This is a genomic window from Seohaeicola zhoushanensis (genome assembly GCF_014656415.1).
In the GTDB taxonomy this organism is placed as follows: Bacteria; Pseudomonadota; Alphaproteobacteria; order Rhodobacterales; family Rhodobacteraceae; genus Seohaeicola_A; species Seohaeicola_A zhoushanensis.
On the sequence record NZ_BNCJ01000002.1, the window covers coordinates 96,321 to 122,948 of the forward strand.

Below are 26,628 nucleotides of genomic sequence, written 5' to 3' on the forward strand. Positions count from 1 at the left end.
TGCAGTGCGGTATCCGGCCATTGCAGCACCCTGCGTGAGGGCTCCTCCAGCTGCGTTTCAAACCGAACCAGCCAGAGATTATGGAATGAAAATAGTATTGCAAACGTTTTCATAAATGGTTTCAGTGAACCCGATAAGCCATGAGAAAACAGCCCGATAAAGTCGATATCGTTTACGTGGCCAGGCTGGCAGGTGTTTCGCCGGCAACCGTGTCACGCGCGATCAACCACCCCGACCTGGTCAGCCCGGCCACCCGGAAAAGAATCGACACGGCCATTCGCAAGTCGGGCTACATTCGCAATCGCGCCGCCCAGGCGATGCATGGCAAACGCAGCGGAACCATCGGGCTGATCGTCCCGACCATGAACTATGCGATCTTCGCCGAGGTGGTGCAGGCCTTCAACGACGAGATCAGCAACCACGGCTTCACGGTCCTCCTGGCAACACATGGTTACGACCTCGGGTCGGAGTACCTGGTCATCCGGAAGCTGCTCGAACACAGGGTGGACGGTGTCGCGTTGGTCGGGCTCAATCACAGCCAGGACAGCATCGGTATCCTCGGCAAGCAGCGGGTGCCCTCGCTGACGATCTGGAACTATTCCGCAGACTCGCCGATCTCCTGCATCGGGGCCGACAATTTTGAGGCCGGTCAACTCGCGGCGCAACATATCGTGGTGCTGGGGCATCGTCGCGTCGGGCTGGTTTTCCCGCCAACCGAGGGCAACGACCGCGCGCGCGACCGTCTCAATGCGGCGCGGCAGACGCTGTTCGAGGCGGGCGTAACCATTCGCGACGAATGGTGTGGCGAGACCCCCTACAGCGTCTCTCAGTCCAAGAAGATCTGCACCGAGATCCTGTCACTCCCCAGGTCCGAACGGCCGACGGCCCTTCTCTGCGGCAATGACATCATTGCCCAGGGCGCGGTCTATGCCGCGCTCAGGCTGGGCGTATCGGTGCCGCAGGAACTGTCGGTTGTCGGCATCGGCGATTTTGCCGGTTCGGCCGACATGGAACCCGCCTTGACTACCGTCCGCATTCCGGCGCGCCGTATCGGAACCGCCGCAGGACGGCGCCTCGTCAAGGCAATCACCGACGCCGACCCCGACTTCATCCTGCGCGAGCGGCTCGACGTCGAACTCATGATGCGCGCGACGACGGCGCAGCCGCGCCAGGACTAGGGGCTGGCGCCGGCCCGATTGCGTGACAAACCAGGCCTGGCTCGCGGGATGGCTGGTTCGCCCTGCTCAGAGCGGTGGAAGCTGCTGCCAGAGAGTCCCGAGTTCCGTCTCGAGCTTCTCGGCGACATCGAGGAGGAACCAATCGTCGTGCATCGGTCCGACCAACTGGATTCCAGCCGGTACGCCCTCGGCCAGGTGCGTGGGCATCGCGACGGCGGGAACGCCCAGAAGGCTGATGACCTGCATCATCCGGTTGGCTCGGATCTGGTTATACCCGAGTTTCGGGTCCTCGAGATCGGACCCCTCGCGGAAAATTGGCAGCAGTGAAATCGGCGTGAGGAGCAGGTCGATCGTGTCGAACATCATCGCCCATTTCCGCTGGTAGGTGACGCGGTCGCGCATCGCCGTCAGCAAGGTTTCCGGGTCACACGGGACGTCGATATGGGTGATCCATTCCTCGTACAGCGCCCGCGCCGCGGGCGACATGTAGTTGCGGAACTTGTCTCCGATCATCAGCTCGGTCTCGCCGATGGCCAGGGTGCTCCACAGGGTGGCAACCTCCTCGAGCCCTGGCGGGGTGATCTCCCGGATTCCGAACCCCGCGTCTCGCAGCGCCTGGACGGCCTTCGTCATGGCTTCAGCGGCCTCCGGAGGCAACCCGGTGCCAAACGGATCTGCGCAAACGCCGATCGTGAGCGCGCCATCACGCAGCCGTCCGCTGTCCTGGGCGCTTGTCCAGAAGGGATCGCGGCTGTCGCGGGCCGACATCACCTTCAGCCCGGCGCGGACATCGCCGATGCTGCGCGCGATCGGGCCTGATACGGATATCGTTTGGGCAAGGGCAGGGCGCTCGGTGGCTTCGCCCGAATTGAAGACCGGAACCCGGCCAAAGGACGGGCGGATCGTGGCCACGCCGCAGCAATGCGCGGGATAGCGCAGCGAGCCGGCCAGGTCATTGCCATGCGCAATCGCCCCGATCCCGGCGGCGACGGCTGCCGCTGCGCCCCCGCTCGATCCGCCAGGCGTCAGCCTGGCATCCCACGGGTTCTTGGTCACGCCGTGCGCCGGGTTGGAGGCGTAATAGCGCATCGAGAATTCCGGCGTGTTGCTGCGCCCGACGATGACCGCGCCGGCCTTGCGAAAGTTTGAGGCGACCGGAGAGTCATCGAGCATCTTGGTCCCGGCGAAATCCGGGATGCCGTTCGACGAGGCATAGCCGCGCTGGTCGATATTGATCTTGGTCGTCACCGGCACGCCATAGAGGGGCCCGGCGTTCTCGGGAACTCCATCCGCGTCCATTTGTTCAGCGACGTCCATCGCTTCGATCACCGGCTCGACGATGGCGTTTATCGTCGGATTGACCGCAGCCATCCGGTCGAGCGCGGCCTGTGTCACCTCGCGGACGGAGACCTCTCTCGCACGAACGCGCGCGGCGGTCTCGACAGCAGACCACTTCCAGATTTCAGTCATTTGCTTTCTTCCTGGTATTGAATTGACCCAGAACCACGTTCCGGGCGAGGTCGTAGACCTGGTCGACAAGGTCGCGATCCCCCTGCATGACGGGCCCGGACTTGTAGGTGGTCGCGTGCATGAGAATGCCGATCACCGCCTGGTGCATCATGCGGATCCGCATGGCGACATCCCGATATCCCTGCGCTTCAAGGTCGGGCCCGAGACACTCCTGCATGAGTACCTCGTTGTCGGCGCGGAGTTGCAGGAACGGCTCCCAGATCTCGGGCGCCGTGTTCTGCCGAGCCGTCATGGCGTGGTAGAGACCGGAGTTGCAGGTGACGTGCAGGCACGTCGCCCAGATCAGCTGGTAGAGCCGCTCGTCAAAGCTCTTGCCTGCGAGGTCCAGGGCCGCGAATCGATCTCGGGTGGCTTCGTCCGCGCTACGGATAAGCTCGACGAAGATCCCCTCCTTCGAGCCGAAGTGGTGGTAGATACTGCCGATCGAGACGCCCGAAGCGACCGAGATGACCGCCATCTGGGCAGCCTCGAACCCGCCTTCCGCAACGAGTTTCGTTGCGCAGTTCAGTACCTTGCGCTTCGCATCCACCGTGCGTGCCTGGGTCTTCGCAGCCTGATTTTTCATCGCTTTCTTGCACTCCCGCGCCTGCTAAGCTTTTTATACTAGAACTAGAATTTAAGTTCAACTATCTGTTCCCGCGGCTGCATCCGCTGGAGGCTGCGGCCCTAACGACAGGGTAAAATATCGTGAAGACTGGAATACTGACTACGACGGCGGCGGCTCTCCTGTTCGTCGCTCCCGCTCTCGCCCAGGCAGAGGCGCTGCGTTACAACACCACGGCCACTGCGGGCTGGCCCGGCACAGCCGCGATGATTGCGGCGGCCGAGAGGCTCGCCGCTGATGAGGCAGCGGATCTGAAGCTGGAGATATTCCACTCCAGCCAGCTGGGCGACGAGACCGAGACCATCAAGCAGGTCGCCCGGGGCAGGATCGACCTCGGCGGGTTCTCCATCACCGCCGCCGCGACGGTCGTGCCCGAGGTGTCGATTGTCATCTCTCCGTATTTCTGGAACAACGCGGACGAAGCGATGTGCGCGATCAGCGGTGGGCTGGGTGAGGCCCTGGAGCCCTATTTCGAGGCCAAGGGCCTCAAGCCGCTGCTTTGGCATGACCTTGGCTGGCAGATCTTCTTCGCCAAGGACGCGATTGTCGACCCGGCCGAGGCCAAGGGCTACAAGATGCGGATCTCGCCGGCCCAGAACCATTTGATGTATTGGAAGGCCGTTGAAGCCGCCGGTATTCCCTTGCCCTTCACCGAGACCGCCTCGGGCTTGCAGACCAGCATCGTGGACGGCGGCGAGACGACGCTTACCACCTATGTCGCCACCGGCATGGGCAAGCTGGCGCCGCACCTGATGCTGACCAATCACGTTTACCAGCCGCTCATCCTGCTGATGAGCGCGAAGAGCTGGAACGCGCTCTCGCCAGAGCAGCAGGCCGAGCTGGAATCCGCCCTCCCGGATGTCAACGCGGTCAACGCGGAATTGCGCGACTATGACAAGGCCCTGATCGGGCGGTTCGAATCCGAAGGTGGCATCCTGCATGAGCTGACCGACGAACAGCGCGCCAAATGGGCTGCGGTCTGGACCGAAGAGGACGAGCAGAAGCTGGTCGCGTCGATTGGCGGTGACGCGCAGAAGGTCTACGAGGCCGCAGTAGCTGCCCGCACGGCCTGCAGGAACTGACCAAATGAAGGGTTTCCTCGGCTGTCTGATGGCTGTGGAGACAGTGCTCGCCAGCGTGTTCTGCACGCTGGCAGTTGCCTTTCTGTTCGGCGACGTGATCGCACGAGAGGTGCTGTCCACACCCATCTGGGGCGCACAACGTGCCGCCCTTCTGTCGAGCAATGCCGCGGCTCTCCTCGGCATGGCGATTGCGGTCGGCCTCAACAGGCATCTACGGCCGACGGTCCTGGACTGGGTCCTGCCCGAAGCCCTGCAAGGCGCGGGGCAACGGCTCGGTCACCTGGTCAGCGCGGCGACGCTGCTTGCCGGCGCGTGGTATGCCACGCTGCTCGTATTGGACAACCGGGCGATGGGGTTCACTGCGCCCCCTCTCAGCTTGCAGATCTGGATCCCCCAGATTGCCCTGCCTTACGCACTTGCATCTTCCGGCCTGCGCTACCTCTGTTTTGCATTTCGGCCAGACCTCCTGCCGGTTGAAGGGGTCGCAACATGACATCCGCTGTCCTTCTGTTGCTTATCGTCGTCGTGCTGCTGGTGCTGCGGCAGAACGTGCTGGTCATCCTTGCGCTCAGCGTGGCCTACATTCACCAGGTGTGGGGCGACGGCGACACGCTCTACCTTCTGGAAGACGCCTGGTCCGCAATCGACAAGGAGGGTCTGCTGGCGATCCCCATGTTCGTGCTTCTCGGCACGGTGATGACCCGCGGATCCATCGCATCGCGCCTGATAGACATCGCGGTCTCCTTCACGCAGGGCCTGCGTGGCGGCCTGTCTGCCGCGGCAATCCTGAGCTGCGCCATATTCGCGGCGATTTCCGGTTCCTCCGCGGTTACGCTGCTGTCCGTCGGCACCATCCTCTACCCGGCAATGGCGCGCGAAGGCTATTCGACGTCCTTCACCCTCGGGGCACTCACCTCTGGCGGAACGCTTGGGATCATCATTCCCCCCTCCATTCCGCTCATCATCTACGGGATCGCGACCGAGACCTCGATCGTGGATCTCTTCATGGCCGGGTTGGTGCCGGGGCTGCTGCTGACCGCCGTCATGACGGTCTACAGCCTTTGGGTGAACCGGGGGCTTCCCACCCGCAAGCCCGAGAACCGGATCTCCAAGCGCGACGCGCTGCGGCGCGGCATGCCGTCGCTGCTGATGCCGGTGCTCCTTCTGAGCGGCATCTACTCGGGGTATTTCTCGCCCACCGAGTCCGCGGCCGTTGCATTGGTCTATGCCCTGGTGGTCGAGTTGTTCATCTACCGCGAGATCGGCCCGCGCGACTTCTTCCCAATCGTGCGGGAAACAGTGACGATGGTCGGCTCGCTCTTCCCGATCATCGCTATCGCGACCAGCGTGAACATCTTCCTCACCGCCGAGGGAATCCCGCAGGCCCTGGGCGAATGGCTTCAGGCGAACATGGGCAACGTGTTCATCTTCCTGATTTGCCTCAACCTGCTGCTTCTGATCGTCGGCGCCTTCATGGACACATTCTCGGCGCTGCTGATCCTCGGGCCGCTTCTGCTGCCCGTCGCCGTGGGGTTCGGGGTCGATCCCGTCCACCTCGGTATCATCATGGTTCTGAACCTCGAGATCGGCCTGCTGACGCCGCCGCTCGGGTTGAACCTGATGGTGGCAACCATGGCGTTCAGGGCGAGGTTCGGTTCAGTGGTGATGTCGGTGCTGCCTTTCATCCTCTTGATGCTGGGTGTTCTGGCCGTAATCACCTTCGTTCCCTGGCTCTCATTGGCGCTGCTCTGACCGGCGCGGCGTCTGTTCGGGGATAAGAAATGGCGCGGACAAAGGATCGCTCGGGGCCGGGCAGAGGGAAGCACCCGGTCCCGAGCGGTTCACTCCTTTATCGTCTGGGATCCGGTGCGTTTACCGGATGCGTCTCCGCGGCCGTCATGTCCCGGTCATCGGCCGAAAGTGCCTTGATCCGGCAAGGCGGCCTGCCTTTGGCCGGTCGCGCTGCTCTTCAGCTTCCTTTGACAACGCGCTCACATTCGTGAACGATGATATTAAGCTCAGCCCCTCCGCAGAAGGAGCGAATGCCGGGGCTGTCTGAAAGCCATTCTTTTGTGGATTGGGGCAGGCGATGGTCGGAAGCTGGTACGAGATCACCGGGTATCTGGCTTCGGCGCTCGTCTTCGCCACCTTCTCGATGAAGACCATCTTGCCGCTGCGCCTGGTCGCGATTTCCTCGAATGTCGCCTTCATCGTCTACAGCTTCGGGGTCGGCCTGACGCCTATCCTCATTCTGCACGCGGTCCTGTTGCCGCTGAACGTGATCCGCGCCCATCAGCATGTGGCATCGTTCCGCCGGATCCGCGCCGCCGCCGAAAACACCGCGCATATCAGCGCCCTGTTGCCGTTCATGACTCGAAAGGAACTGCCGGAAGGCAGCTACATCTTCAGGGCGGGGGACCATGCCAGGAACCTCTATTACCTGTCGAACGGGCAGGTCTTGCTCCCCGAGATCGGGAAATACCTGGAGGAAGGGGATCTGTTCGGCGAGGTCGGGCTGTTCTCGGACCAGCAGGTGCGGACGACCTCGGCCAAGTGCAGCAAGCCCTGCGTCATGTTCACGATCGGCAAGGACAAGATCGTCGAGCTTTACCACGCCGACTCGGCGTTTGGGTATTACCTCACCAAGCTCATTGCCAACCGGATGCACGACAACCTCACCCGCTCGATCGCGGATCGGGCACGCGAGAGGGCTCGCGAGGAAGCAATCATGGCCCGCGAGACCAACCTGAGGGAACTGGGATCGGCCCGCGTGGAGACGCGTTGATCCGGCCGATCCAGAGGCGGCCGTTTCACGCAAAGACGCAAGTCGCCCTGCCAGCGCAGGGCGACCGCTTTGTCCCTACGGTCTTCAGGCAACCTTTTCCCAATCCGGCCCGCGATGCCGCAGGAAGATGCCCTTGACGTCATACCGGCTGCGCAGCGCGGCGAGACGGGCCGCGACAGCGGGCGAATGCACCTCCTCGCGGCGTTTGGCGAGGTCGATATCTCCGTAGCCGACGTATATGCCGCTTTTCAGCGGTGCCGCACGATCCATCAGGTCGCGCAGCCAAGCCATGTTCACCTCATCCGCGGCCGTGTCTTCCCAGATCGTGTAGACCGCGCCAAAGATCCTGCCGATGCGCGAGAAGGCGGCATCCGCCGGAACCACGGCGTGACGGGAACTCGGCGAGATCACCGCGAAGGTGCTGGCGGACGGCGTGCGCTCCATCCCTTCGACGATATGGCTGACCACGGATGCGAGATCGGCATCGCTCCAGAGCGAATCCAGCCCATAGCGCTTGCCCTTGGGCGTGCCCGCAGCCGTCATCTCGTAAAGTGCGCCAATGGGCGTCGGCATTTCCGGCATCATGGCGAAATAGCCCTCCGGCGCATCTTGTCCGATCTCGGTCAGGATGGCCTTGGCCTCGGCCTCGCTGGTGCCGAAGGCCGTGAGGATCGCCGTGACCGCCAGCACCGGCCCGATCGGCCCCATTTGGGTCTCGACCTTAAGGGTCATCTCGGCATTGGCCGGGGCCCGCTTGGACGCCGCGTCCAGCCAGGTCGCCACCTCCCGCGCATTTGCGGCCGGGTAGACCCGAACGGTCGACAGGATCGAACGCGCAGCGGGCATGAGGTTCAGCCGATAGCTCGTCACGATGCCGAAGAAGCCCGGCCCCGCTCCGCGCATCGCCCAGAACAGCTCCGGATGCTCGGACTTGCTCACGGTGACGAGGCTGCCGTCGGGCAGCACCACGTCGGCGCTTTCGATCAGGAAGCAGGCAATGCCCCACTGGCCCGAGTTCCAGCCAACGCCACCGCCCAGGAGATATCCGCTCATCGGCACGCTGCCGCAATGGCCGACCGGGAAGGCCAGCCCGTGCCGGTCGAGAGCGGCGTTCAGCCGTTCGTTGGTCACGGCCGGCCCGCTGTCGCAGACCTTCGCCGCGACGTCGATGCGCAGATGATCCAGTGCCGCGAGGTCGACAACCAGGTCGGCCTGGGTCGAGATGCCGGTGAAGTGGTGCCCTCCGCCGCGGGGCGAAATGGTGAGCCCGTTGGCCGCGGCAAACCGCACGCAGAGCTGCACATCCGCCGCATTCGCCGCATGGACGATGTAGCGGGCGCGCACCGGCGGCTTGCGGCCGTTCCAGATCAGCCCGTCGGCGGTCTGGCGAAAGCCGGGGTCAAGGGTGGTAATCATTTTGCCGGTCAGGAGTTTTCTCAGGAAATCTTCGTTCATGATCTTTGTCCGTAATGTTGGGTCCGCGGCCCGCACGGGGCGCCGCGGCTGTTGAATTTGGTTGATGTCTTGCGATTGGCGCCGGTCCCGATTGCTCCGGGGCGCAGGCACCGCTGCGTGGCGTTCTCATAGACGCGGCGCGCGCCGGAGAAATGTTAAGAGATCCCTCGGCAGATGCTAAGATTTGCTAAAAAGATGCTAAGCGGTCGCGCCCTGGTCCGGATCGACCTCGATCAGGGTCAGCCCACACGCCAGGTTCAATCGGAACCGCCCACGCCCCGCCTTCTCGATGCTCAGGCAGGTGCGCCGCTCTTCCAGCCGCTTGCGCAGCAGGATCAGCCGGGCGTCGAGGTTCTCGGCATGGGCCGGCAGTCGCAGTCCGGGATCGAGCCGCAATTCGCGCGTGGTGAACTCGGTCCGCCCGGTCGCCCGGTTCTCGCGGACCAGCCGCCAGAGGATCGCCCCGGCGACCCCCTTGATGATGTAGTCATTGTCTAGGAACACGCTCTGGTCGTGCGGATGGAACCGCAGCGTCTGCCCGCCCGGTTCCGGCGCCGACTCGGGTTCGGCGCTCTCGGCCTCTTCGGCCTCCTCGCGCCGGAAGAGAGCGATCCGGGCGGCGAGGTGATCGGCAAAGATCGCCAGTGCATCCTCGTCCTCGTGATCAAAGCGCATCGGTTCCTCGTCCTCGACGAAGAGCACCCCCAGCAGCCCTTCGGCCCCCGAGATCGGCAGGGCCATCTGGCTGCGCGGCGTGCTCAGGCCGGGAAAGCGGATCGTCTGGGCGTCTCCCGACACCAGCCCGGCCCTACGCGCGGTCTCGGTGATCGCAGTGCCATAGCGGTATTCGCGGGTCATGTGCCCGATGCGGATCGCCGTGCGCTCGCGCGCGGCGACGCCGATGACCCCTTCGCCAAAGGCAACCTCCGAGCCGATGCCCGACCGGGCATAGCCCCGGCTCGCGACTGTGAAGAGGCGCTCCTCTTCGCCGTCGAGCATCAGGATCATCGAGGTGCGGATGCCGTAATGCTCCTCCAGCCAGCGCAGCGAACCGTCGAGCAGCGTTTCGAGGTCTTGCGCCGCCGCCAGTTCGGCGCAGGCCTGCCGGGTGGAGGCCAGCAGCCGTCGCGGTTCTGCCGGCGGCAGGGTCGGCCCCGGCACCGCATCGATCCGCAGCACCCGGAAGATATCGGCGCCCAGCAGCCGGAACACGCCGTCCATCCCGTGATGCGAGGCGATCCCGGCCAGCTTGGCCTTCATCGTCTCGAAGATCGGCCCGCTGGTCTGGGTCTCGACATAGTCCAGGTCCAGCCGGTGATGCGAAAAGGTCGCCGGATCGGTGATCTGCACCGCGGCCATGCGGGTCTGCATGACGTTGGCGCGGGTCTTGTTGAAGAACTGGTAGGACAGCGCCACATGCTCCGGGTCTACGTAATGCACCTGGCTTATCATCGAGACATTGGGCGTGCCCTCGGCGTCGCAGGTGGCCAGCATCGAGGCATAGACACCCTCCATCGACCCGCGCAGCCCGTCCAGCGTGAGCGCGGTCATCGCGGCAGCTCCGCCCCGGCGCCGGGGCCCGGCGTCTGGGTGAAGACCCGCTCGGGCAGCAGCTCGATCGCGGCAAGATCGCCGAGGTCCAGCGCCAGCCAGCCGGCGGCCAGGTCTCGGGTAAAGCCGATCTCCGTCAGCCCGTCGCAGAAGAGCTGCGCCTGCCGTTCGGCCTCGGGGCGGTCGTCCTGTGTCGCTGCGCCGATCACGGCGCGTTCGGCCTTGACCTGGAAGGCACGGTGACTGGGCGCACCGGTAAAGGTCGCGGCCACGCGGCTGCCCTCGGCAATCGCAGCCAGGACATTGGCATTGCCCGACCGGCTCAGCAGGATGCGCAGCTGCCCGTCGGGCAGAGCGCGGCAGCAGACGCCGAAGCCGACCGTCGGCCGCCCGCCCAGTTGCGCCCCGATCAGGATGGTCGCACCATTCTGCGCCAGCGCGAGAAGGTCCGGCGTCAGTCGGTCGCGCGCGGGCAACTCGCCCCGCTGCCGCTGCCAGGCAGCGACATCTTCCAGTGGTGTGGCGATACCGGGCAAGCTCTGCATGAATGAATGGCCGAAACGACGCGCAGAACCACACGCGACAAGCAATTTTCGCCGTTTCACCGCCGCCAATCAAGATATCTTCGCGCTCGGATCGCCGGCTTGACGGCACGTACCTTTCCCGGTCAAACGCCGGGCAGGGCGCTTTGTCAGCCGAGCAGGCGGCGTGCCGCGCCGATCACCCGCGCAATGACCGCGCGCGAGCCTTTGGCGGCCGCCAAGGCCGACATCGGCACTTCGAGCGCCAGCGGCAGATCCGGGGGCAGGGCCGCGATGTAGGCGGTCAGGTCGATTTGCCCCTCGCCGGGTGGCAGACGCTCGGCCCGGCCGGCATGCAGCAGGTCTTCGGTCGAATAGGGAGGGTGCACCGGGGCGTCGCAGAGATGGGCAAAGCGCAGGCGTTCGGGCGGCAGCGCGGCAAGGTCTGCGATCCGGCTGGCTGAACGGTTGAAATGCAGGCTGTCCGGTAGGATGCCCACGCGCGGCCCGGCCTGCCGGACGACGGCAATCGCAGAGGCCAGATCGGGCACGCAGGTCCAGGGGAAGAATTCCAGCGAGACACCTAGGCCACGCATGGCCGCGCGTTCGGAGAACTGGCACAGCCGGTCGGCCAGCCGCGCCAAGTCGGGGTCGTAGGGGGCGGTGATGACCTCCCTTGCGCCCAGCTCGGCACCGGCATCGAGAAAGCGGTCAAGCGCTGCGATATCGGTCCCCGGCTCGATCTTGACGAACTCGATGTCATGCACGGCCAGGCCGGTCTCGCGCAGCACCGCCTTGGTCGCGCGCATCATCGCGGCGTCCTGCATCAGCGGATAGCCGGGGCTGGTCTCGGTGACCCGGATCAGCCGCAGCCCGACCGCGTCGAAACCGGCCTCGGCGGCGGCGTGGATCAGCGCGGGCGGGGCCAGGTCGATGGCGGTCAGATGGGCGAGGGAAAGCGGATGGCTCATGGTCTGCCTTCTGCCGCATGGCGTCCGGCGATGAACCCGAAGGTCAGCGCCGGCCCGAGGTTGATGCCGCCCGCCGGGTAATGCCCGCCCATGACGCTCGCCATGTCGGTCCCGGCGGCATAGAGGCCGGGGATCGGCTGCCCCTCGACGTCCAGCACGCGGGCCTTCCCGTCGGTCTTCAGTCCAGCGAAGGTGCCAAAGCTGCCAGGCACGACGCGGACGGCGTAGAAGGGTCCACGCTCGATGGGGGCAAGGTTCGGGTTCGGGCCAACGTCAGGATCGCCCTGCAGCCGCATGTAGGGTGTCGTGCCGCGCCCGAATTCCGGGTCTTCCCCCCGCCGCGCCGCTTCGTTGAAGCTGCGAACGGTGGCGGTCAGGGCCTCTGGGGCGATGCCGCAGGCGCGCGCCAGCGCCTCAAGGGTCGGGGCGGATCTCAGGTAGCCCGAGCGCAGCCAGGGCCTTATCGGCAAGGGCGCGGGGCGGACGATGCCCAGGCCATAGCGGCGCAGGAAGCGGTGGTCGCAGACCAGCCAGGAGGCCACCTCCTCGCCATCCGGCACCGCATCGAACATCGCCGCGACATAGTCGTAATAGCCCAGCCCCTCGTTGCAGAACCGCTTGCCATCGGCCAGAACGCCGATCACGCCGGGTTTGCCGCGGTCGATGATATGCGGGAAGACGCCGCGCCGACCATCCGGCCAGCACACCTCGGAAACCGGGCACCAGGCGCCCGGCGCGGCAAGGGTCGTGGCCTGCTGGCCGCCAACGGCCTCGCCCAGCCGCAGCCCGTCGCCGGTCGCGCCGGACACGGCGAGGGTCTCATGCGCCTCAGGCCTCGGGAAGGTCGCGGCGCGCCGGGCGAGGTCTTGCGGATAGCCACCACAGGCCAGCACCACGCCGCGCCGCGCTGAGATCGTGACGCGCCCGGCGGGGCCGTCCAGCACCGCCCCAGTCACGCCCTCGGGGCCGCGCAGCAGTTCGGCAACCGCGTGGGAGGGGCGCAGATCGACGCCGAGGTCGAGCGCCGAGCGCAGCAGCCGCGCGACCAGCGCGTTGCCGTTGCGCAGGTCCATCCCGCGCCCGTGGCGGGCCAGCGACCAGAGGTGCCGCACCATCCGCCGCGCGACATGCAGGGCCGAGGGCAGCGATCGGGTCACGGTCATGAAGGCGCGCAGGTCGGCGCCGGACTGGATCGTCATGCCCAGGAATGAGGTTTCGGCCATCGGCGGACGCAGCAGGTCGATGGCGGGGCCCAGCCTGCGCCCGTCATAGGGCGCGGCAATCACCGAGCGGCCGCCGATCCCGGCACCCGGCAGGTGGCCATAGGTGTCGGGGATCCTGGCTCCGCATTCGAACTCGAGCGCCGTCTCGGACTCGAGGAACCCGACCATCTCGGGAGCGGCGGCAAGAAAGGCGTCGACCAGTTCGGGGTTGAAAGTGTTGCCCAACACGGCGGCGAGATAGGTGCGCGGGCCCGAGCGGTCCTCGTCAAAGCCATGCCGGCGCGCCACCGGGTTGCAGGGCGCCCAGATCCAGCCGCCCGACCAGGCGGTGGTCCCGCCCAGCACTGCATCCTTCTCGGCCACGATGACCCGCAGCCCGCGATGCGCCGCCGTCACCGCCGCCGCCAGCCCGGCTGCGCCGGACCCGGCAATCAGCAGGTCGCAGGTTTCGATGATGGTGTCGCTCTGTCCGGCCACGATGCGCTCCCCCTCATGCGGGTGGGATCTCATGGCGGGATTTGTAACGTCAAATGCTTGTTTGCGACTCTGGGTAACATAAGGTTAATTGCGTATCAGGGCAAAGGAGAAGGCCATGCGGGAAATCACCCTTCGCCAGGTCGAGGTCATCCGCGCCGTGATGCTGCGCGGCACGATCAACGGCGCGGCCGAGTTCCTGGGTGTCTCGGCGCCCGGCATCTCGCGGCTCATCAAGCATACCGAGGAGACCCTCGGCCTGCGCCTGTTCGAGCGGCGGGCGGGGCTGTTCATCCCTTCCGTCGAGGCCGGCAAGGTCTTTGACCAGATCCGCGAGGTCTACAAGGGTGTCGAGAACCTGCAATCGGCGCTCGACTCGCTGAAGAAGGGCGAAGAGGTGCAACTGGCCTTCGCCTCGGCCCCTTCGGTCGCGCAGTTCATCGCCGCAAGGTCACTGCGGACAGTGCGCGCGCGTTACCCCGATCTCTACATCGACCTCAACATCCTCAAGATCGAGGAGACCACCGACTATCTTCTGCTGGAGCGCGGCGAGTTCGTGATCATGAGTTCGCCGGTTCACAACCCCGGCATCCAGAGCGAGAAGCTCGCCCATGGTCGGGTCATCGCGATCCTGCCCGAGGGGCATCCGCTCTGCGAACGGGACGTGGTCTCGGTGCATGACCTCGTGCGCGAGCCGCTGGTCGGCATCGACCCGGCCGACCCCTACGGCCGCATCGTGACCCGCCCCTTCCGCGAGGGGGGGATCGCCTTCCGCCACACCATGCGGGGCCGCTTCGCGCAGACCGTGGTAAGCCTCGTGCGGCACGGGCTGGGTGTGGCGCTGATCGACGAGTTCTCGGTCTCCGAGGTCTACATGCCCGGAATCGTGAGAAAGCCCATCGCCGAGGAAACCTTCATCGACATCTACGCCGTGACCAAGAAAGACCGCGTTCTGTCGAGCTTTGCCGAATTCGCCATCCAGCAGTTCCGCAAGGAGCTGAATGATGCGGGGCACGACTGGTCCTGAGTGGATTGCGATTAACATGATGTTATCATATCATCCGAATTGATATTTGACGTTACGTCGTGAGTCGGGGCAAGAAAGCGCCTGACGGTCGTGGGGAGGTTCACGTCCGAAAGCTCTCAATGGGAGGAAACCATGAAGCGTTTCATTATCGGCGCCGCTTCGGCGCTCGTCCTCGGTGTTTCTGCTGCCGGGGCACAGGACTACCCCAGCAAGGAAATCCAGGGCATCATCCAGTGGGGGGCCGGCGGCTCGACCGACACGGTGATGCGCTCGGTCACGCCGCACGCCGAAGAGGTGCTGAAGGGCACCGTCGTCATGCAGAACATGACCGGCGGCGTCGGCGCCATCGCGCTGAACCATGTCGCTACCCAGGCCGCCGACGGCTATACCTTGCTGATGGGTGCGGAAAACCCGCTGCTCTACAAGGTGATGGGCCTGGGCGACAAGGATTACTCGGACTTCATTCCGGTCAACATCCTGGCCCGTGGCACGCCGATCCTGGTGGCCAACCCAGCCGCGCCCTTCGACGACTACGCAGGCATGATCGCCTACATCAAGGAACATCCGGGCGAGTTGCGCGTCGGCGCCACCGGGCCGGGCGGCCTGCCCTCGGTGGTCACCGCGATGATCAACACGGTCGAAGGCAAGATGGACGTGATCTCGGTGCCCTACGACGGTGACGGCCCGGCCCTCACCGCGCTGCAGGGCGGCGCCATCGACGTCATGCCCGCCGTGCTCGGCGCCGCCATCGAAGGCATCCGCGCCGGCAAGATGAAGCCGCTGGCCGTCTTCGACGTGAAGGCCAACGACAAGCTGCCCGAGGTCAAGCCGGTCACCGACTTCAACGCGGGCTACAACACCTACCTGCCCTGGGGCCCGTTCTTCGGCGTCTTCGTCGCCAAGGGCACGCCCGACGACGTGGTCGCCAAGCTGTCGGCCGCCTATGCCGAGGGCGCCAAGGCCCCCGACTTTGTCGAACTGATGGACAACCGCGGCTTCTCGATGCTCAGCATCTCGGGCGCCGAGGCCGAGGCCTTCCTCGCCAAGTGGCAGCAGGGCACCACCTGGCTGCTGCAGGACGCCGGTCTGACCAAGGCATCGCCCGAAGAGTTCGGCATCGCGCGTCCGAGCAAGTAATCGAGCAGGGCGGTCTCAACCGCCAACACGCAGAGGGCGCCGCACTTCACAGCACTGGAGTGCGGCGCTTTTCATTCCGGGGAACGGATCGGGGGGAGGATACCCTATGTCGAAGATCGAAACGGAACACCACGACGGCACGTCCGATGCGACGCCCGGCGGATACGAGGGCCAGCGGCGGCCCGGAGAACTGGTCTTCGGCGCGGCGATGCTGCTGGGAAGCCTCGGCCTCTTGTGGAACGCCTACGGCATCTCGGGTTTCGATGCCCTCTCGGCACCCGGCACGGTCCCGATGGCGACCACCTCCGTCATGGTCATCAGCGCGGCAATTGTCTTCCTGCGCGACATGCGCCTGCCCAGGGTCTCGGGCGAGACCGTCCTCAAGGACATTCTGCCCGGCGTGGTCGTCCTGGTGGCGCTGCTGCTCATCGCCTACGGCTTCCTGCTCCAACCGCTGGGCTTCCTGCCCACCTCGGCACTCTTCCTCGTGACCGCGATCAAGCTGCTTGGCGGGCGCAACTGGACATGGACCATCGCGGTCTCCTTCGTCAGCCTTCTCATCATCTGGATCGTGTTCCGGATCGTCTTCACCGTGCTGATGCCCGCCGGCATCGTGCCCGAGGCCGAGATGGTCCAGGTCCTGCGCAACCTCTTCAGCGGAGCGAAATGATGGACGCCATTCTTGCCTTCCTGACCGTCTTCACCCAGCCCGAGCTGCTGCTTCTAGTCGGTCTTGGCACCTTCGCAGGGGTCTACATCGGGGCGATCCCCGGCCTCTCGGTGACGATGGCGGTCTCGATCCTGATCTCCTTCACCTTCTCCTGGGATGTCTACCCGGCGATCTCGCTGATGATCGGCATCTACATGGGCGGGGTCTATGGCGGCTCGCGCACGGCGATCCTGCTCAACATCCCCGGTGCGCCCTCGGCGATCGCCACCGCGCTTGACGGCTACCCGATGGCGCAGCGGGGCGAGGCGGGCACGGCGATCGGCGTCACCACGGTGATGTCCTTCATCGGCGGCTTCATCGGCATCGCGGTGCTGGCCGTGGCGGCGCCCTTCGTGTCGGAGTTCGCGCTGAAGTTCCAGCCGCGCGACTACATGCTGCTGGCGGTGCTGGGCATCCTGCTGGTCGGCTCGCTCTCTTCGGGCAGCCTGGTCAAGGGCATCTTCGCCGGCGCGCTGGGCATCGCCATCGGCGCCGTCGGCCGCGACCCGCTGACCTTCACCGAGCGTTTCACCTTTGACCTGCAGATCATGCAGGGCGGGATCTCGTTCATCGCCGTGATGATCGGCATGTTCGGCGTCTCCGAGGCGCTGATGCAGCTGCACCACGTCGAGAAGGACGCCGTGCGCCAGAAGATCACCCGCATCGTCCCCTCGCTTGCCACGGTGAGGAAGCACCTGCCGCTGTCGCTGCAGACCTCGACCATCGGCGTCATCATCGGCGCGCTGCCGGGCACCGGCGGCGACATCGCGGCGCTGATGGCCTATGACCACGCCAAGCGCGTCACCAAGAAACCCGAGGTGCCTTTCGGCAAGGGCGCGATGGAGGGCCTCGTCGCCCCGGAAACCGCCAACAACGCCGCCGTCGGCGGGGCCTTCATCCCGATGATGACGCTGGGCATTCCGGGCGACGCGGTGACCGCCATCATGATCGGTGCGCTGTTCATCCACGGACTGAACCCCGGTCCGATGCTGATGATCGACAAGCCGGATATGTTCTGGTTCATCGTCGGCGCGCTGGTCATGGCGAACTTCTTCATGCTGTTCTTCGGACTGACCGGCATCAAGCTCTTCACCAAGATCGTCGAGATGCCGCGCTCGGTGCTGATCCCGCTCATCATGCTGCTCTCGATCGTCGGCGCCTATGCGGTCAACAACTCGATCAGCGATGTCTACTGGATGCTCGGTTTCGGCTTCTTCGGCTACTTCATGCGCCACTATGGCTATCCGCTGGGGCCGGTGATCCTGGGCGTGATCCTGTCCCGCCTGCTCGACGACAACTGGCGCCGGGCGATCATTTCCGAACGCGAGGACCTGGGCCGCTTCTTCTATGGCATCGTCACCAGTCCGCTCTCGCTGGTGCTGTTCATCGCCGTGATCCTGATCTTCGTCTCGCAGACGCCCCTGTGGCGGCGCGGCAAGGAGAAACTGTTTGGCACGCAGGTCGAGGAGGCCCGGCAATGACCGCTGCGAAGACCCTGAAACTCGGCCTTATCGGCGATAATATCGCGCGTTCGCGCTCGCCTCTGCTGCACCGGCTCGCCGGGCAGCAGAACGGGATCGAGGTGACCTATGACCGGCTGGTGCCCCGCGATCTGGGCCGCAGCTTCGACGAGGTCTTCGCCGATTGCACCGCGCAGGGCTTTCGCGGCATCAACGTGACCTATCCCTACAAGGAGATCGCGGCGGGCAAGGTGCAGGTCGACGACCCGCTGGTGCGGGCCGTCGGCGCGGTGAACACCGTGATCTTCGGCGAGGGGACGCCCAAGGGCTTCAACACTGACCACTCGGGCTTCATGGCCGCCTATCGCAATGTCCGGGGCGACCGCCCGACCGGCACCGTTCTGATGATCGGCACCGGCGGGGTAGGCCGGGCGGTGGCCTTCGGCCTCGCCGGGCTCGGCACCCGCAGCCTGCGGCTGGTCGACCGTGACCCGGCCAAGGCCGAGGCCCTGGCCGATGCGCTGCGTTCCGTGGTGCCGGACATGGACATCAGCATCTGGATCGACGCCGAAAGCGCCGCCAAGGGCGCGACCGGTCTCATCAATTGCACGCCCGTCGGCATGGTCGGCTACGAGGGTACGCCCCTGCCGGCCTCGGCGATGCCGGGCGCGGAATGGGCATTTGACGCCGTCTATACCCCGACCGACACCCAATTCCTGACCGACGCCGAGGCGGCGGGCCTCTCGGTGATCTCGGGCTGGGAGCTGTTCTTCTTCCAGGGCGTGCATGCCTGGTCGCTGTTCTCGGGCCTCGGCCTTGACGAGGCCGGCCTGCGCACCAGCTTGCTCAGCATCGGAGAGGCCGCATGAAGACCGCCATCGCCACCGTCTCGATCTCGGGCACCCTGTCGGAAAAGCTCGACGCCATCTCGGCCGCCGGCTTCGACGGAATCGAGATCTTCGAGCAGGACTTCATCACCGACGAGGGCAGCGCCCGCGACGTGGGCCAGCGCATTCGCGACAAGGGGCTGGAGATCAGCCTGTTCCAGCCCTTCCGCGACTTCGAGGGCCTGCCGGGCGAATTGCGCGTCAAGGCCTTCGACCGGGCCGAGCGCAAGTTCGACCTGATGCAGGAACTCGGAGCCGATCTGATCCTGATCTGTTCGTCAGTTCATCCCAAGGCGATGGGCGGGATCGACCGTGCGGCGGACGACCTGCGCGAACTCGGTGAACGGGCGGCGAAACGGGGGCTGCGCATCGGCTACGAGGCGCTGGCCTGGGGCCGCTACGTCAACGATCACCGCGACGCCTGGGAGATCGTCCGGCGCGCCGATCACCCGAATGTCGGTGTCATCCTCGACAGCTTCCACACGCTGGGCCGCGGCCTTGACCCGGAAACCATCCGGCGTATTCCCGGCGACCGGATCTTCTTTGTCCAGCTTGCCGATGCGCCGCTGATCCCGATGGACCTGCTCTATTGGTCGCGCCACTTCCGCAACATGCCGGGCGAGGGCGATCTGCCGGTGACCGACTTCATGCGCGCCGTGCTGGCGGCGGGCTACAAGGGGCCGGTCAGCCTCGAGATCTTCAACGACCAGTTCCGCGGCGGCAGCCCGAAGACCGTCGCACTCGACGGCTACCGCTCGCTCGTCACCCTGATGGACGACGTCCGCCGCGCCGAGCCCGAGCTCGAGATCGACCTGACTGCCATCCCTCCGCGCCAGCCGGTGCAGGGCACCGCCTTCATCGAATTCGCCACGCAGGGGCAGGAGGGCCAGAAGCTGCGCGCCCAGCTCCGGGCGCTGGGCTTTTCGGAAACCGGCCGGCATGTCGGCAAGGCGATCGAGCTGTGGCAGCAGGGCGACATCCGCATCGTGGTAAACGAACAGCGCGGCGACTTTGCCGCCTCGGCCTATAATGCGCATGGCACCTCGGTCTGCGACATCGGCCTGCATGTGCCCTCGTCCGCCGACACGCTGGCCCGCGCCTCGGCGCTGGGGTCAAAGCAGTTCTCGCAGCCGCCCTCGGTGGGCCAGCTCGACATTCCGGCGATCCGGGGACTGGGCGGCAGCGTGCTGCACTTCCTCGACGACAGCCACGCCGGGGTCTGGGAGGCCGAATTCGGCACCTCGCGCGCCGGTCCGCCGGGCGTCGGCCTGCTGGCAGTCGACCATCTCGCGCAGACCATGACCTATGACGAGATGCTCAGCTGGTCGCTGTTCTACAGCTCGCTCTTCAACATGGAGAAGGCCCCGATGGTCGACGTGATCGACCCCGACGGGCTGGTCCGCTCGCAGGCGCTGACCACGCCGGGCGGCGAGATGCGGATCACCCTGAACGGCGCCGAGACGCACCGCACCTTCGCGGGCGCCTTCCTCGCCGAGAGCTTCGGCGCGCCGGTGCAGCACATCGCGCTGACCACCGACGACATCTTCGCCACCGCCGAGGCCCTGGCCGAACGCGGCTTCGAGGCGCTGCCGATCCCGTCGAACTACTACGACGACCTGGCCAGTCGGCTCGACATCGCCCCGGACGACCTCGCGCGGATGAAGCGGTGGAACATCCTGCACGACCGCGACGACCACGGCAGCTTCCACCAGATCTATGGCCGGGCCTCGGCCAGCGGGTTCTTCTTCGAGATCGTCGAGCGCAAAGGCTACCAGGGCTATGGCGCGCCCAACGCCCCGTTCCGCATCGCGGCGCAGAAGCGGCTGGCGCGGCCCAAGGGGATGCCCTCGCACTGAAGGCAGCCCGGTGGCCCGCGGTCAGAAGGGCGCGCGCTCGAGCCGGTAGCCGGTGCGCGCCAGCAGGTTCAGCACGCCCTCGCGCCCCGGTAGATGCGCGGCGCCGACCGCCACCACGAGCAGGTCGCCCGGCGTGCCGATGATGCGCGGCGCCCAGGCCCGGTTGCGCATGTCCAGAATGTCGGCGGTATAGTTCTTCCACAGCCGCTGCCGCTCGCGCGGACCGCCGGGCCCGTTGGCCAGGAACTGCCATTTCTCCAGGACCATCCCCGAGCCCATCTTCTCCTCGAAATAGGCCTCGCGCAGGGTGACATAGGTATGGTCGTTGCCGGTGGCCGAGGCGAGGTCGTATTCCAGCAGCCGGGCCTGGTCGGCCAGCGACCCGCGCGACAGAGCCGCGATGGCGGTGGCGACGGTTTCAAGCGATCCCATCGGCACCCCGGCCCGCGCGGCCACCTGTTCGATCCGCTCGTCGAGACCGTTCTGCGGCCGGAATCCGCGGGGCCCGCAGAAGGACTCGGCCAGCATGATCGACAGGAACCAGGGTTGAATGCGCTCTGCCCGCCGCGGGTCCAACCCGATCTGCAGCGCCGCGCGTGACAGCCGTTCCCAGCCTGTCTGCGACATTACCTCCGACAGGCCCGGCCCCTTGCGGATCACGAAGAGGTCGATGTTCTTCTCAGGCGTTTCCCAGAACTTGCGCCCCTCGGGGCCGGTCACTTCCAGCAATACGGCGTCGGCGGCGCGGATAACCGGGGAGAGGCGGCGCATCACCCCGTTCAGGCGCGGGTCGTTGACATGCATCGTCCCGACGATGTGGATGGTCCGCGCGCCTTTGCGGGCGATCCAGTGATTGCCTTCGGCATAGGGCATCTGCTTCAGCTCGCGCGCCAGCGCGGCGCTCTGGCTCGCATCGAGATGGTCGCGCAGGTCCACACCCTGGCAGCGCGCCTGTGCCTGGACGGCCAGCAGGCTGATCAGCAGGGCGGCGAGAAGTCGGATCATGGGGCGTGTCCTGCTGGGGCGGTGGTCGGAAGGCTACAGGCTGCACCCGAGCGCCACAAGGCGGCACGGGCGCACTGGCGAGGACGTGACCGCTTTGCTATCGAACCGGGCATGCAGATCACTTCGGAACGCGCACTCTATGCCCCGGTCAAGGCGCTGTTCGAGCGCCAGGGCTATACCGTCAAGGGCGAAGTCGGGGCCGCCGACGTGGTGGCGCGCCGTGGCGACGAGCCGGTGGTGATCGTCGAGCTCAAGCTGCGCTTCTCGCTCTCGCTGTTCCACCAGGCAATCACCCGGCTGTCGCTGAGCGACCTTGTCTATATCGCGGTGCCGCGCCCGAGTGGGCGCTTGGCCCGGCGGACGCTGAAGGACAACCTCGCGCTGTGCCGCCGGCTGGGGCTGGGGCTGATCTGCGTCGACGCGCGGGCGCGGGCCGAGGTGTTGTGCGACCCCGGCCCCTATGCGCCGCGCAAGTCGAAGCTGCGGCAGGCGCGGCTGCTGCGCGAATTCGACCGCCTGCGCGGCGATCCGAACGATGGCGGGGCGACGCGGCACGGCATTGTCACCGGCTATCGCCAGGACGCGCTGGCCTGCGCGCTGCACCTGGCCGAGCATGGCGCGGTCAAGGGCGCGGTGGTGGCGCAGGCCACGGGGGTGAAGGCGGCGACGCGGATCATGGCCGACAACCACTATGGCTGGTTCGAGCGGGTCTCGGTCGGGATCTACGCGCTGACCGAAGGGGGGCGGCGGGGCCTTGCCGACTGGTCGGAGAGCCTGCCGGAAGGCTGATCGCGCGGGAACGTCGCGGCGCTGTCGCGGGTTCTGCCCCTGACCACTACGCCGAAAAGGAGCGATCATGAAATTCCCCCTGCTGGCCGGCCTCGCGCTTGCAACCCTCGCCGCATGCGACATGGAGAGGCCCGACGTCGAGACAATCCCCGAGGTGATGCAGGGCCGATGGGGCCTTGTTGCCGCCGATTGCGACCCGGCGCGCGACGATGCCAAGGGCCTGATGGAGGTGGCCGCGACCTCGCTGCGCTTCTATGAAACCCGCGCCACGCTTGCCGGGGTGCAGATGCGCGATGCCACCCGCATCACCGCCGACTTCGCCTTCACCGGCGAAGGGCAGAGCTGGACCCGGCGCATTTCCCTCGCGGCGGTCGAAGGCGGCCTTGCGCTGCGGCGCGACGACGCCGGAAACGGACCCGAGGCGCTGCATGTGACCTATCGGAGATGTCCCTGATCGCGAAGGGGCGGGTTGAAACAGGCCTGCGCGATACCTAGCTGTGACAGGTGGTCCGGATGTCTGCACAGCCCCCGATGCAGACCGCTACGCAGCCCCTGGCCGGCATCAAAAATCTCACCAAAATCTGTTGACTCCTGCACTTGCTGTTCCTAACTAGGCGCCGTTAGCACTCACTTGCCTTGAGTGCTAATCGCCCCCGAGTGGGGCGAGCGAATTACTAATGCTGAGCGTTGAGGAGCTGCTAAGATGGCATTCACCCCACTTCATGACCGCGTACTGGTACGTCGCGTTCAGAGCGACGAAAAGACCAAGGGCGGCCTGATCATCCCCGACAGCGCCAAGGAAAAGCCCTCGGAAGGCGAAGTTGTCGCCTGCGGCGAAGGCGCCCGCAAGGACTCGGGCGAGCTGATCGCGATGGCTGTTAAGGCCGGCGACCGTATCCTGTTCGGCAAATGGTCGGGCACCGAGGTCACGATCGACGGCGAAGAGCTGCTGATCATGAAGGAAAGCGACATCATGGGGAAAATGTCCTGAGGCCTTTCGCCCGGACTTTACCCTGATCTCACACGATATTCCCCAGAGGAGATACCAACATGGCTGCTAAGGACGTCAAGTTCGATACCGATGCCCGCAACCGGATGCTGCGCGGCGTCAACATTCTCGCCGATGCGGTGAAAGTGACCCTCGGCCCGAAAGGCCGCAACGTTGTGCTCGACAAATCCTTCGGCGCACCCCGCATCACCAAGGACGGTGTGTCGGTTGCCAAGGAAATCGAACTGGAAGACAAGTTCGAGAACATGGGCGCGCAGATGGTGAAGGAAGTTGCTTCCCGCACCAACGACGAAGCCGGCGACGGTACCACCACCGCCACCGTGCTGGCCCAGGCCATCGTCAAGGAAGGCATGAAGTCGGTCGCAGCGGGCATGAACCCGATGGACCTCAAGCGCGGCATCGACCTCGCCACCGCCACCGTCGTCGAAGCCATCAAGGCCGCCGCACGTGACGTGACCGACAGCGACGAAGTCGCTCAGGTCGGCACCATCTCGGCCAACGGCGAAGCCCAGATCGGCCGCTTCATCGCAGACGCGATGCAGAAAGTCGGCAACGAAGGTGTCATCACCGTCGAAGAGAACAAGGGCCTCGACACCGAAGTCGAAGTCGTCGAAGGCATGCAGTTCGACCGCGGCTACCTGTCGCCCTACTTCGTGACCAACGCCGACAAGATGACCGCCGAGCTGGAAGACTGCCTGATCCTGCTGCACGAGAAGAAACTGTCGTCGCTGCAGCCGATGGTCCCGCTGCTCGAGCAGGTCATCCAGTCGCAGAAGCCGCTGCTGATCATCGCCGAGGACGTCGAGGGCGAAGCCCTGGCAACCCTCGTGGTCAACAAGCTGCGTGGCGGCCTCAAGATCGCTGCCGTCAAGGCTCCGGGCTTCGGCGACCGCCGCAAGGCCATGCTGCAGGACATCGCGATCCTGACCGGCGGCCAGGTGATCTCGGAAGACCTCGGCATGAAGCTCGAGAATGTCGGTATGGACATGCTCGGCCGCGCCAAGAAGGTGTCGATCAACAAGGACAACACCACCATCGTCGACGGTGCTGGTGAAAAGGCCGAGATCGAAGCCCGCGTCAGCCAGATCCGTGGCCAGATCGAGGAAACCTCCTCGGACTACGACCGCGAGAAGCTGCAGGAACGTGTTGCCAAGCTGGCCGGCGGCGTTGCCGTCATCCGCGTCGGCGGCATGACCGAAGTCGAAGTGAAAGAGCGCAAGGACCGCGTCGATGACGCCCTGAACGCGACCCGCGCTGCCGTTCAGGAAGGCATCGTGGTCGGCGGCGGCGTCGCCCTCGTGCAGGCCGCCAAGAAGCTCGCAGACGTCAAGGGCGACAACAACGACCAGAACGTCGGTGTGTCGATCGTCCGTCGCGCTCTGGAAGCTCCGCTGCGCCAGATCGCCGAGAATGCCGGCGTCGACGGTTCGGTGGTTGCCGGCAAGGTCCGCGAAAGCAACGACGTCAAGTTCGGCTTCAACGCCCAGACCGAAGAATATGGCGACATGTTCAAGTTCGGCGTGATCGACCCGGCCAAGGTCGTGCGCACCGCGCTGCAGGACGCTGCCTCGATCGCCGGTCTGCTCATCACCACCGAAGCCATGGTCGCTGACAAGCCGGCCAAAGAAGGCGCCGGTGCCGGTGGCGGCATGCCCGACATGGGCGGCATGGGCGGCATGATGTAAGCATCGCGCCCTCCGGCTTGCCGGATCGGAACGAAGAAGGGGCCGCATCGCGCGGCCCCTTTGCTTTAGTGGCGGCATCACCGTTGCGGTAGGGCGGGGTTCACCCCGCCGCGCCCCAAGGGTCAGACGCTCATCGCCGCCGCGACCGCGCGCTTCCAGCGGGCATAGCGCGCCTCGCGGGTCGCCGTTTCCATCAGCGGCTCGAACCGCCGCTCCAGCGCCCAGGTGGCGGCAAAGCCTTCGCGGTCGGGGTATACACCCGCCTGCATCCCCGCCAGCCAGGCCGCGCCAAGCGCGGTGGTCTCCTGCATCACCGGCCGGTCCACGGCGGCGCCCAGCAGGTCGGACAGGCTCTGCATCGTCCAGTTGCTCGCACTCATCCCGCCGTCCACCCGCAGGATCGTCTCGCCCTCGGCACCCCAGTCGGCGCGCATCGCCTCGACCAGGTCGCGGGTCTGGAAGGCGACACTCTCCAGCGCCGCCCGCGCGATCTCGGCCGCGCCGGTGTTGCGGGTCAGCCCGAACATCGCGCCCCGGCAGTCCGGGTCCCAGTAGGGCGCGCCAAGGCCAGTGAAGGCAGGCACGATCACCACGTCCTGTGCCGGGTCGGCCTGCCGCGCCAGCGGGCCCGACTGGTCGGCGCGTTCGATCAGCTTCAGCCCGTCGCGCAGCCATTGCACCACCGCGCCCGCGATGAAGATCGACCCTTCCAGCGCATAGGCCCGCTTGCCATCGAGCTGGTAGGCCACCGTGGTCAGCATCCGGTTCCTCGAGGCCACCGGGCTGTCACCGGTGTTCAGTAGCGCGAAACAGCCGGTGCCATAGGTCGATTTCATCATCCCCGGCGCAAAGCAGGCCTGGCCGATGGTCGCCGCCTGCTGGTCGCCCGCCACGCCGAGGATCGGGATCGAGCCGCCGAACAGGGTCGTCTCGCCGAAGTCGGCCGCGCAGTCGCGCACCTCGGGAAGCATCGCGGGCGGCACGTCGAGCAGGGCGCACATCTGGGCGCTCCATTCGCCCTTCTCGATGTCGAAGAGCAGGGTGCGCGCGGCATTGGTGGCGTCGGTGGCATGGACGCGCCCGCCGGTCAACCGCCAGATCAGGAAGCTGTCGACGGTGCCGAACAGCAGCTCGCCCGCCTCGGCTCGGGCCCGCGCGCCGGGCACCGTGTCGAGGATCCACTTCACCTTGGTGCCCGAGAAATAGGGGTCGAGCAGCAGCCCCGTCACCGAGGCCACCGCCGGTTCGTGCCCCGCGGCCTTGAGATCGGCGCAGATCGCGGCGGTGCGGCGGTCCTGCCAGACGATGGCGTTATGGATCGCGCGCCCGGTGGTGCGATCCCAGACCACGGTGGTCTCGCGCTGGTTGGTGATGCCGATGGCGGCCACGTCTGCGGCCATCAGCCCGCCCTTTTCCAGCGCTTGCCGGCAGACCGCCACCGTGGTGTCCCAGATGTCCTCGGGGTCGTGTTCGACCCAGCCGGCCTGCGGGAAATGCTGCGGAAATTCGGTCTGCGCCATGTGCACGGCGCGCATGGATCCGTCGAACAGGATCGCGCGTGACGAGGTGGTCCCCTGGTCGATGGCCAGAATATGGGTCATGCCGCCTGTCTCCTCGCTGCGCGTTCTCCCTGGCCGACGTTATCCCTGTCCGGGCGCGCTCTGCCAAGCCCTTCCGCGTCCGCATTAAT

The 26,628-nt window shown here is 66.0% G+C and carries 24 protein-coding genes; 15 read left to right on the plus strand and 9 right to left on the minus strand.

Annotation, left to right across the window (positions count from 1 at the left end):
• The first annotated feature begins 140 nt into the window (after positions 1-140).
• Positions 141-1,178 carry a LacI family DNA-binding transcriptional regulator gene (locus IE266_RS04490; protein WP_189678855.1) on the plus strand — a complete coding sequence of 346 codons (1,038 nt, stop codon included), beginning with the start codon at positions 141-143 and terminating at the stop codon, positions 1,176-1,178.
• 66 nt (positions 1,179-1,244) lie between these two features.
• Here the strand turns inward: IE266_RS04490 and IE266_RS04495 are convergent, their stop codons facing one another.
• Together IE266_RS04495 and IE266_RS04500 are read right to left on the minus strand one after the other, a co-directional pair.
• On the minus strand, positions 1,245-2,648 hold the full coding sequence (locus IE266_RS04495) for an amidase (protein WP_189678856.1): 1,404 nt from the start codon (positions 2,646-2,648) through the stop codon (positions 1,245-1,247).
• Positions 2,641-3,273 (minus strand): TetR/AcrR family transcriptional regulator, encoded by a 633-nt coding sequence (locus tag IE266_RS04500; protein ID WP_189678857.1) that lies wholly within the window; start codon positions 3,271-3,273, stop codon positions 2,641-2,643. Before IE266_RS04500 ends, IE266_RS04495 begins: the two co-directional genes overlap by 8 nt.
• Before the next feature lie 122 nt (positions 3,274-3,395).
• Here IE266_RS04500 and IE266_RS04505 point away from each other — a divergent pair, with 122 nt between their 5' ends.
• From IE266_RS04505 to IE266_RS04520, 4 genes are all read left to right on the plus strand, one after another.
• Positions 3,396-4,394 carry a TRAP transporter substrate-binding protein gene (locus IE266_RS04505; protein ID WP_189678858.1) on the plus strand — a complete coding sequence of 333 codons (999 nt, stop codon included), beginning with the start codon at positions 3,396-3,398 and terminating at the stop codon, positions 4,392-4,394.
• Between the two features lie 4 nt (positions 4,395-4,398).
• Positions 4,399-4,887 (plus strand): TRAP transporter small permease, encoded by a 489-nt coding sequence (locus IE266_RS04510; protein WP_189678859.1) that lies wholly within the window; start codon positions 4,399-4,401, stop codon positions 4,885-4,887.
• Complete coding sequence (locus tag IE266_RS04515; protein ID WP_189678860.1) at positions 4,884-6,146, plus strand: TRAP transporter large permease; 1,263 nt, start codon at positions 4,884-4,886, stop codon at positions 6,144-6,146. Before IE266_RS04510 ends, IE266_RS04515 begins: the two co-directional genes overlap by 4 nt.
• 337 nt (positions 6,147-6,483) lie before the next feature.
• Entirely contained in the window at positions 6,484-7,179 is a 696-nt protein-coding gene (locus tag IE266_RS04520) for a Crp/Fnr family transcriptional regulator (protein ID WP_189678861.1), read from the plus strand.
• Between the two features lie 84 nt (positions 7,180-7,263).
• Here the strand turns inward: IE266_RS04520 and IE266_RS04525 are convergent, their stop codons facing one another.
• From IE266_RS04525 to IE266_RS04545, 5 genes are all read right to left on the minus strand, one after another.
• Complete coding sequence (locus IE266_RS04525; protein WP_189678862.1) at positions 7,264-8,634, minus strand: FAD-binding oxidoreductase; 1,371 nt, start codon at positions 8,632-8,634, stop codon at positions 7,264-7,266.
• 198 nt (positions 8,635-8,832) lie between these two features.
• Positions 8,833-10,185: a GAF domain-containing protein gene (locus IE266_RS04530; RefSeq protein WP_189678863.1), complete on the minus strand. Its 1,353-nt coding sequence runs from the start codon at positions 10,183-10,185 to the stop codon at positions 8,833-8,835.
• Entirely contained in the window at positions 10,182-10,730 is a 549-nt protein-coding gene (locus tag IE266_RS04535) for a hypothetical protein (protein WP_189678864.1), read from the minus strand. The genes IE266_RS04530 and IE266_RS04535 overlap by 4 nt, the downstream gene beginning before the upstream one ends.
• A 146-nt stretch (positions 10,731-10,876) precedes the next feature.
• Positions 10,877-11,677 (minus strand): sugar phosphate isomerase/epimerase family protein, encoded by an 801-nt coding sequence (locus IE266_RS04540; protein ID WP_189678865.1) that lies wholly within the window; start codon positions 11,675-11,677, stop codon positions 10,877-10,879.
• Positions 11,674-13,377 (minus strand): FAD-dependent oxidoreductase, encoded by a 1,704-nt coding sequence (locus tag IE266_RS04545; RefSeq protein WP_229863895.1) that lies wholly within the window; start codon positions 13,375-13,377, stop codon positions 11,674-11,676. The genes IE266_RS04540 and IE266_RS04545 overlap by 4 nt, the downstream gene beginning before the upstream one ends.
• A gap of 115 nt (positions 13,378-13,492) precedes the next feature.
• On the opposite strand from IE266_RS04545, the gene IE266_RS04550 reads away from it, so the two are divergent.
• The 6 genes from IE266_RS04550 to IE266_RS04575 all read left to right on the plus strand — a co-directional run bounded on the left by IE266_RS04550 (position 13,493) and on the right by IE266_RS04575 (position 20,450).
• A complete protein-coding gene (locus IE266_RS04550; RefSeq protein WP_189678867.1) occupies positions 13,493-14,401 on the plus strand; it encodes a LysR family transcriptional regulator in 909 nt (302 codons plus the stop codon).
• A 132-nt stretch (positions 14,402-14,533) separates the two neighbouring features.
• The gene (locus IE266_RS04555) at positions 14,534-15,538 is read left to right on the plus strand and encodes a Bug family tripartite tricarboxylate transporter substrate binding protein (protein WP_189678868.1); all 1,005 of its coding nucleotides are present in this window, start codon (positions 14,534-14,536) and stop codon (positions 15,536-15,538) included.
• A gap of 106 nt (positions 15,539-15,644) precedes the next feature.
• Positions 15,645-16,208 (plus strand): tripartite tricarboxylate transporter TctB family protein, encoded by a 564-nt coding sequence (locus IE266_RS04560; protein WP_189678869.1) that lies wholly within the window; start codon positions 15,645-15,647, stop codon positions 16,206-16,208.
• Complete coding sequence (locus IE266_RS04565; RefSeq protein WP_189678870.1) at positions 16,208-17,728, plus strand: tripartite tricarboxylate transporter permease; 1,521 nt, start codon at positions 16,208-16,210, stop codon at positions 17,726-17,728. Before IE266_RS04560 ends, IE266_RS04565 begins: the two co-directional genes overlap by 1 nt.
• Complete coding sequence (locus IE266_RS04570) at positions 17,725-18,576, plus strand: shikimate dehydrogenase family protein (RefSeq protein ID WP_189678871.1); 852 nt, start codon at positions 17,725-17,727, stop codon at positions 18,574-18,576. The genes IE266_RS04565 and IE266_RS04570 overlap by 4 nt, the downstream gene beginning before the upstream one ends.
• Positions 18,573-20,450, plus strand: coding sequence for a bifunctional sugar phosphate isomerase/epimerase/4-hydroxyphenylpyruvate dioxygenase family protein (locus tag IE266_RS04575; RefSeq protein ID WP_189678872.1), 1,878 nt, complete (start codon positions 18,573-18,575; stop codon positions 20,448-20,450). The genes IE266_RS04570 and IE266_RS04575 overlap by 4 nt, the downstream gene beginning before the upstream one ends.
• Positions 20,451-20,471: 21 nt before the next feature.
• Here the strand turns inward: IE266_RS04575 and IE266_RS04580 are convergent, their stop codons facing one another.
• Complete coding sequence (locus IE266_RS04580) at positions 20,472-21,455, minus strand: TraB/GumN family protein (RefSeq protein WP_189678873.1); 984 nt, start codon at positions 21,453-21,455, stop codon at positions 20,472-20,474.
• A 111-nt stretch (positions 21,456-21,566) separates the two neighbouring features.
• Here IE266_RS04580 and IE266_RS04585 point away from each other — a divergent pair, with 111 nt between their 5' ends.
• From IE266_RS04585 to groL, 4 genes are all read left to right on the plus strand, one after another.
• Positions 21,567-22,244 (plus strand): DUF2161 domain-containing phosphodiesterase, encoded by a 678-nt coding sequence (locus tag IE266_RS04585; protein ID WP_189678874.1) that lies wholly within the window; start codon positions 21,567-21,569, stop codon positions 22,242-22,244.
• A 67-nt stretch (positions 22,245-22,311) separates the two neighbouring features.
• Entirely contained in the window at positions 22,312-22,698 is a 387-nt protein-coding gene (locus tag IE266_RS04590; protein WP_189678875.1) for a hypothetical protein, read from the plus strand.
• A 249-nt stretch (positions 22,699-22,947) separates the two neighbouring features.
• On the plus strand, positions 22,948-23,235 hold the full coding sequence (locus IE266_RS04595; RefSeq protein ID WP_189678876.1) for a co-chaperone GroES: 288 nt from the start codon (positions 22,948-22,950) through the stop codon (positions 23,233-23,235).
• Between the two features lie 59 nt (positions 23,236-23,294).
• Entirely contained in the window at positions 23,295-24,938 is a 1,644-nt protein-coding gene (gene groL, locus IE266_RS04600) for a chaperonin GroEL (protein WP_189678877.1), read from the plus strand.
• Positions 24,939-25,060: 122 nt separating this feature from the next.
• Here the strand turns inward: groL and glpK are convergent, their stop codons facing one another.
• Complete coding sequence (glpK, locus tag IE266_RS04605) at positions 25,061-26,539, minus strand: glycerol kinase GlpK (RefSeq protein ID WP_189678878.1); 1,479 nt, start codon at positions 26,537-26,539, stop codon at positions 25,061-25,063.
• Positions 26,540-26,628: the final 89 nt, after the last annotated feature.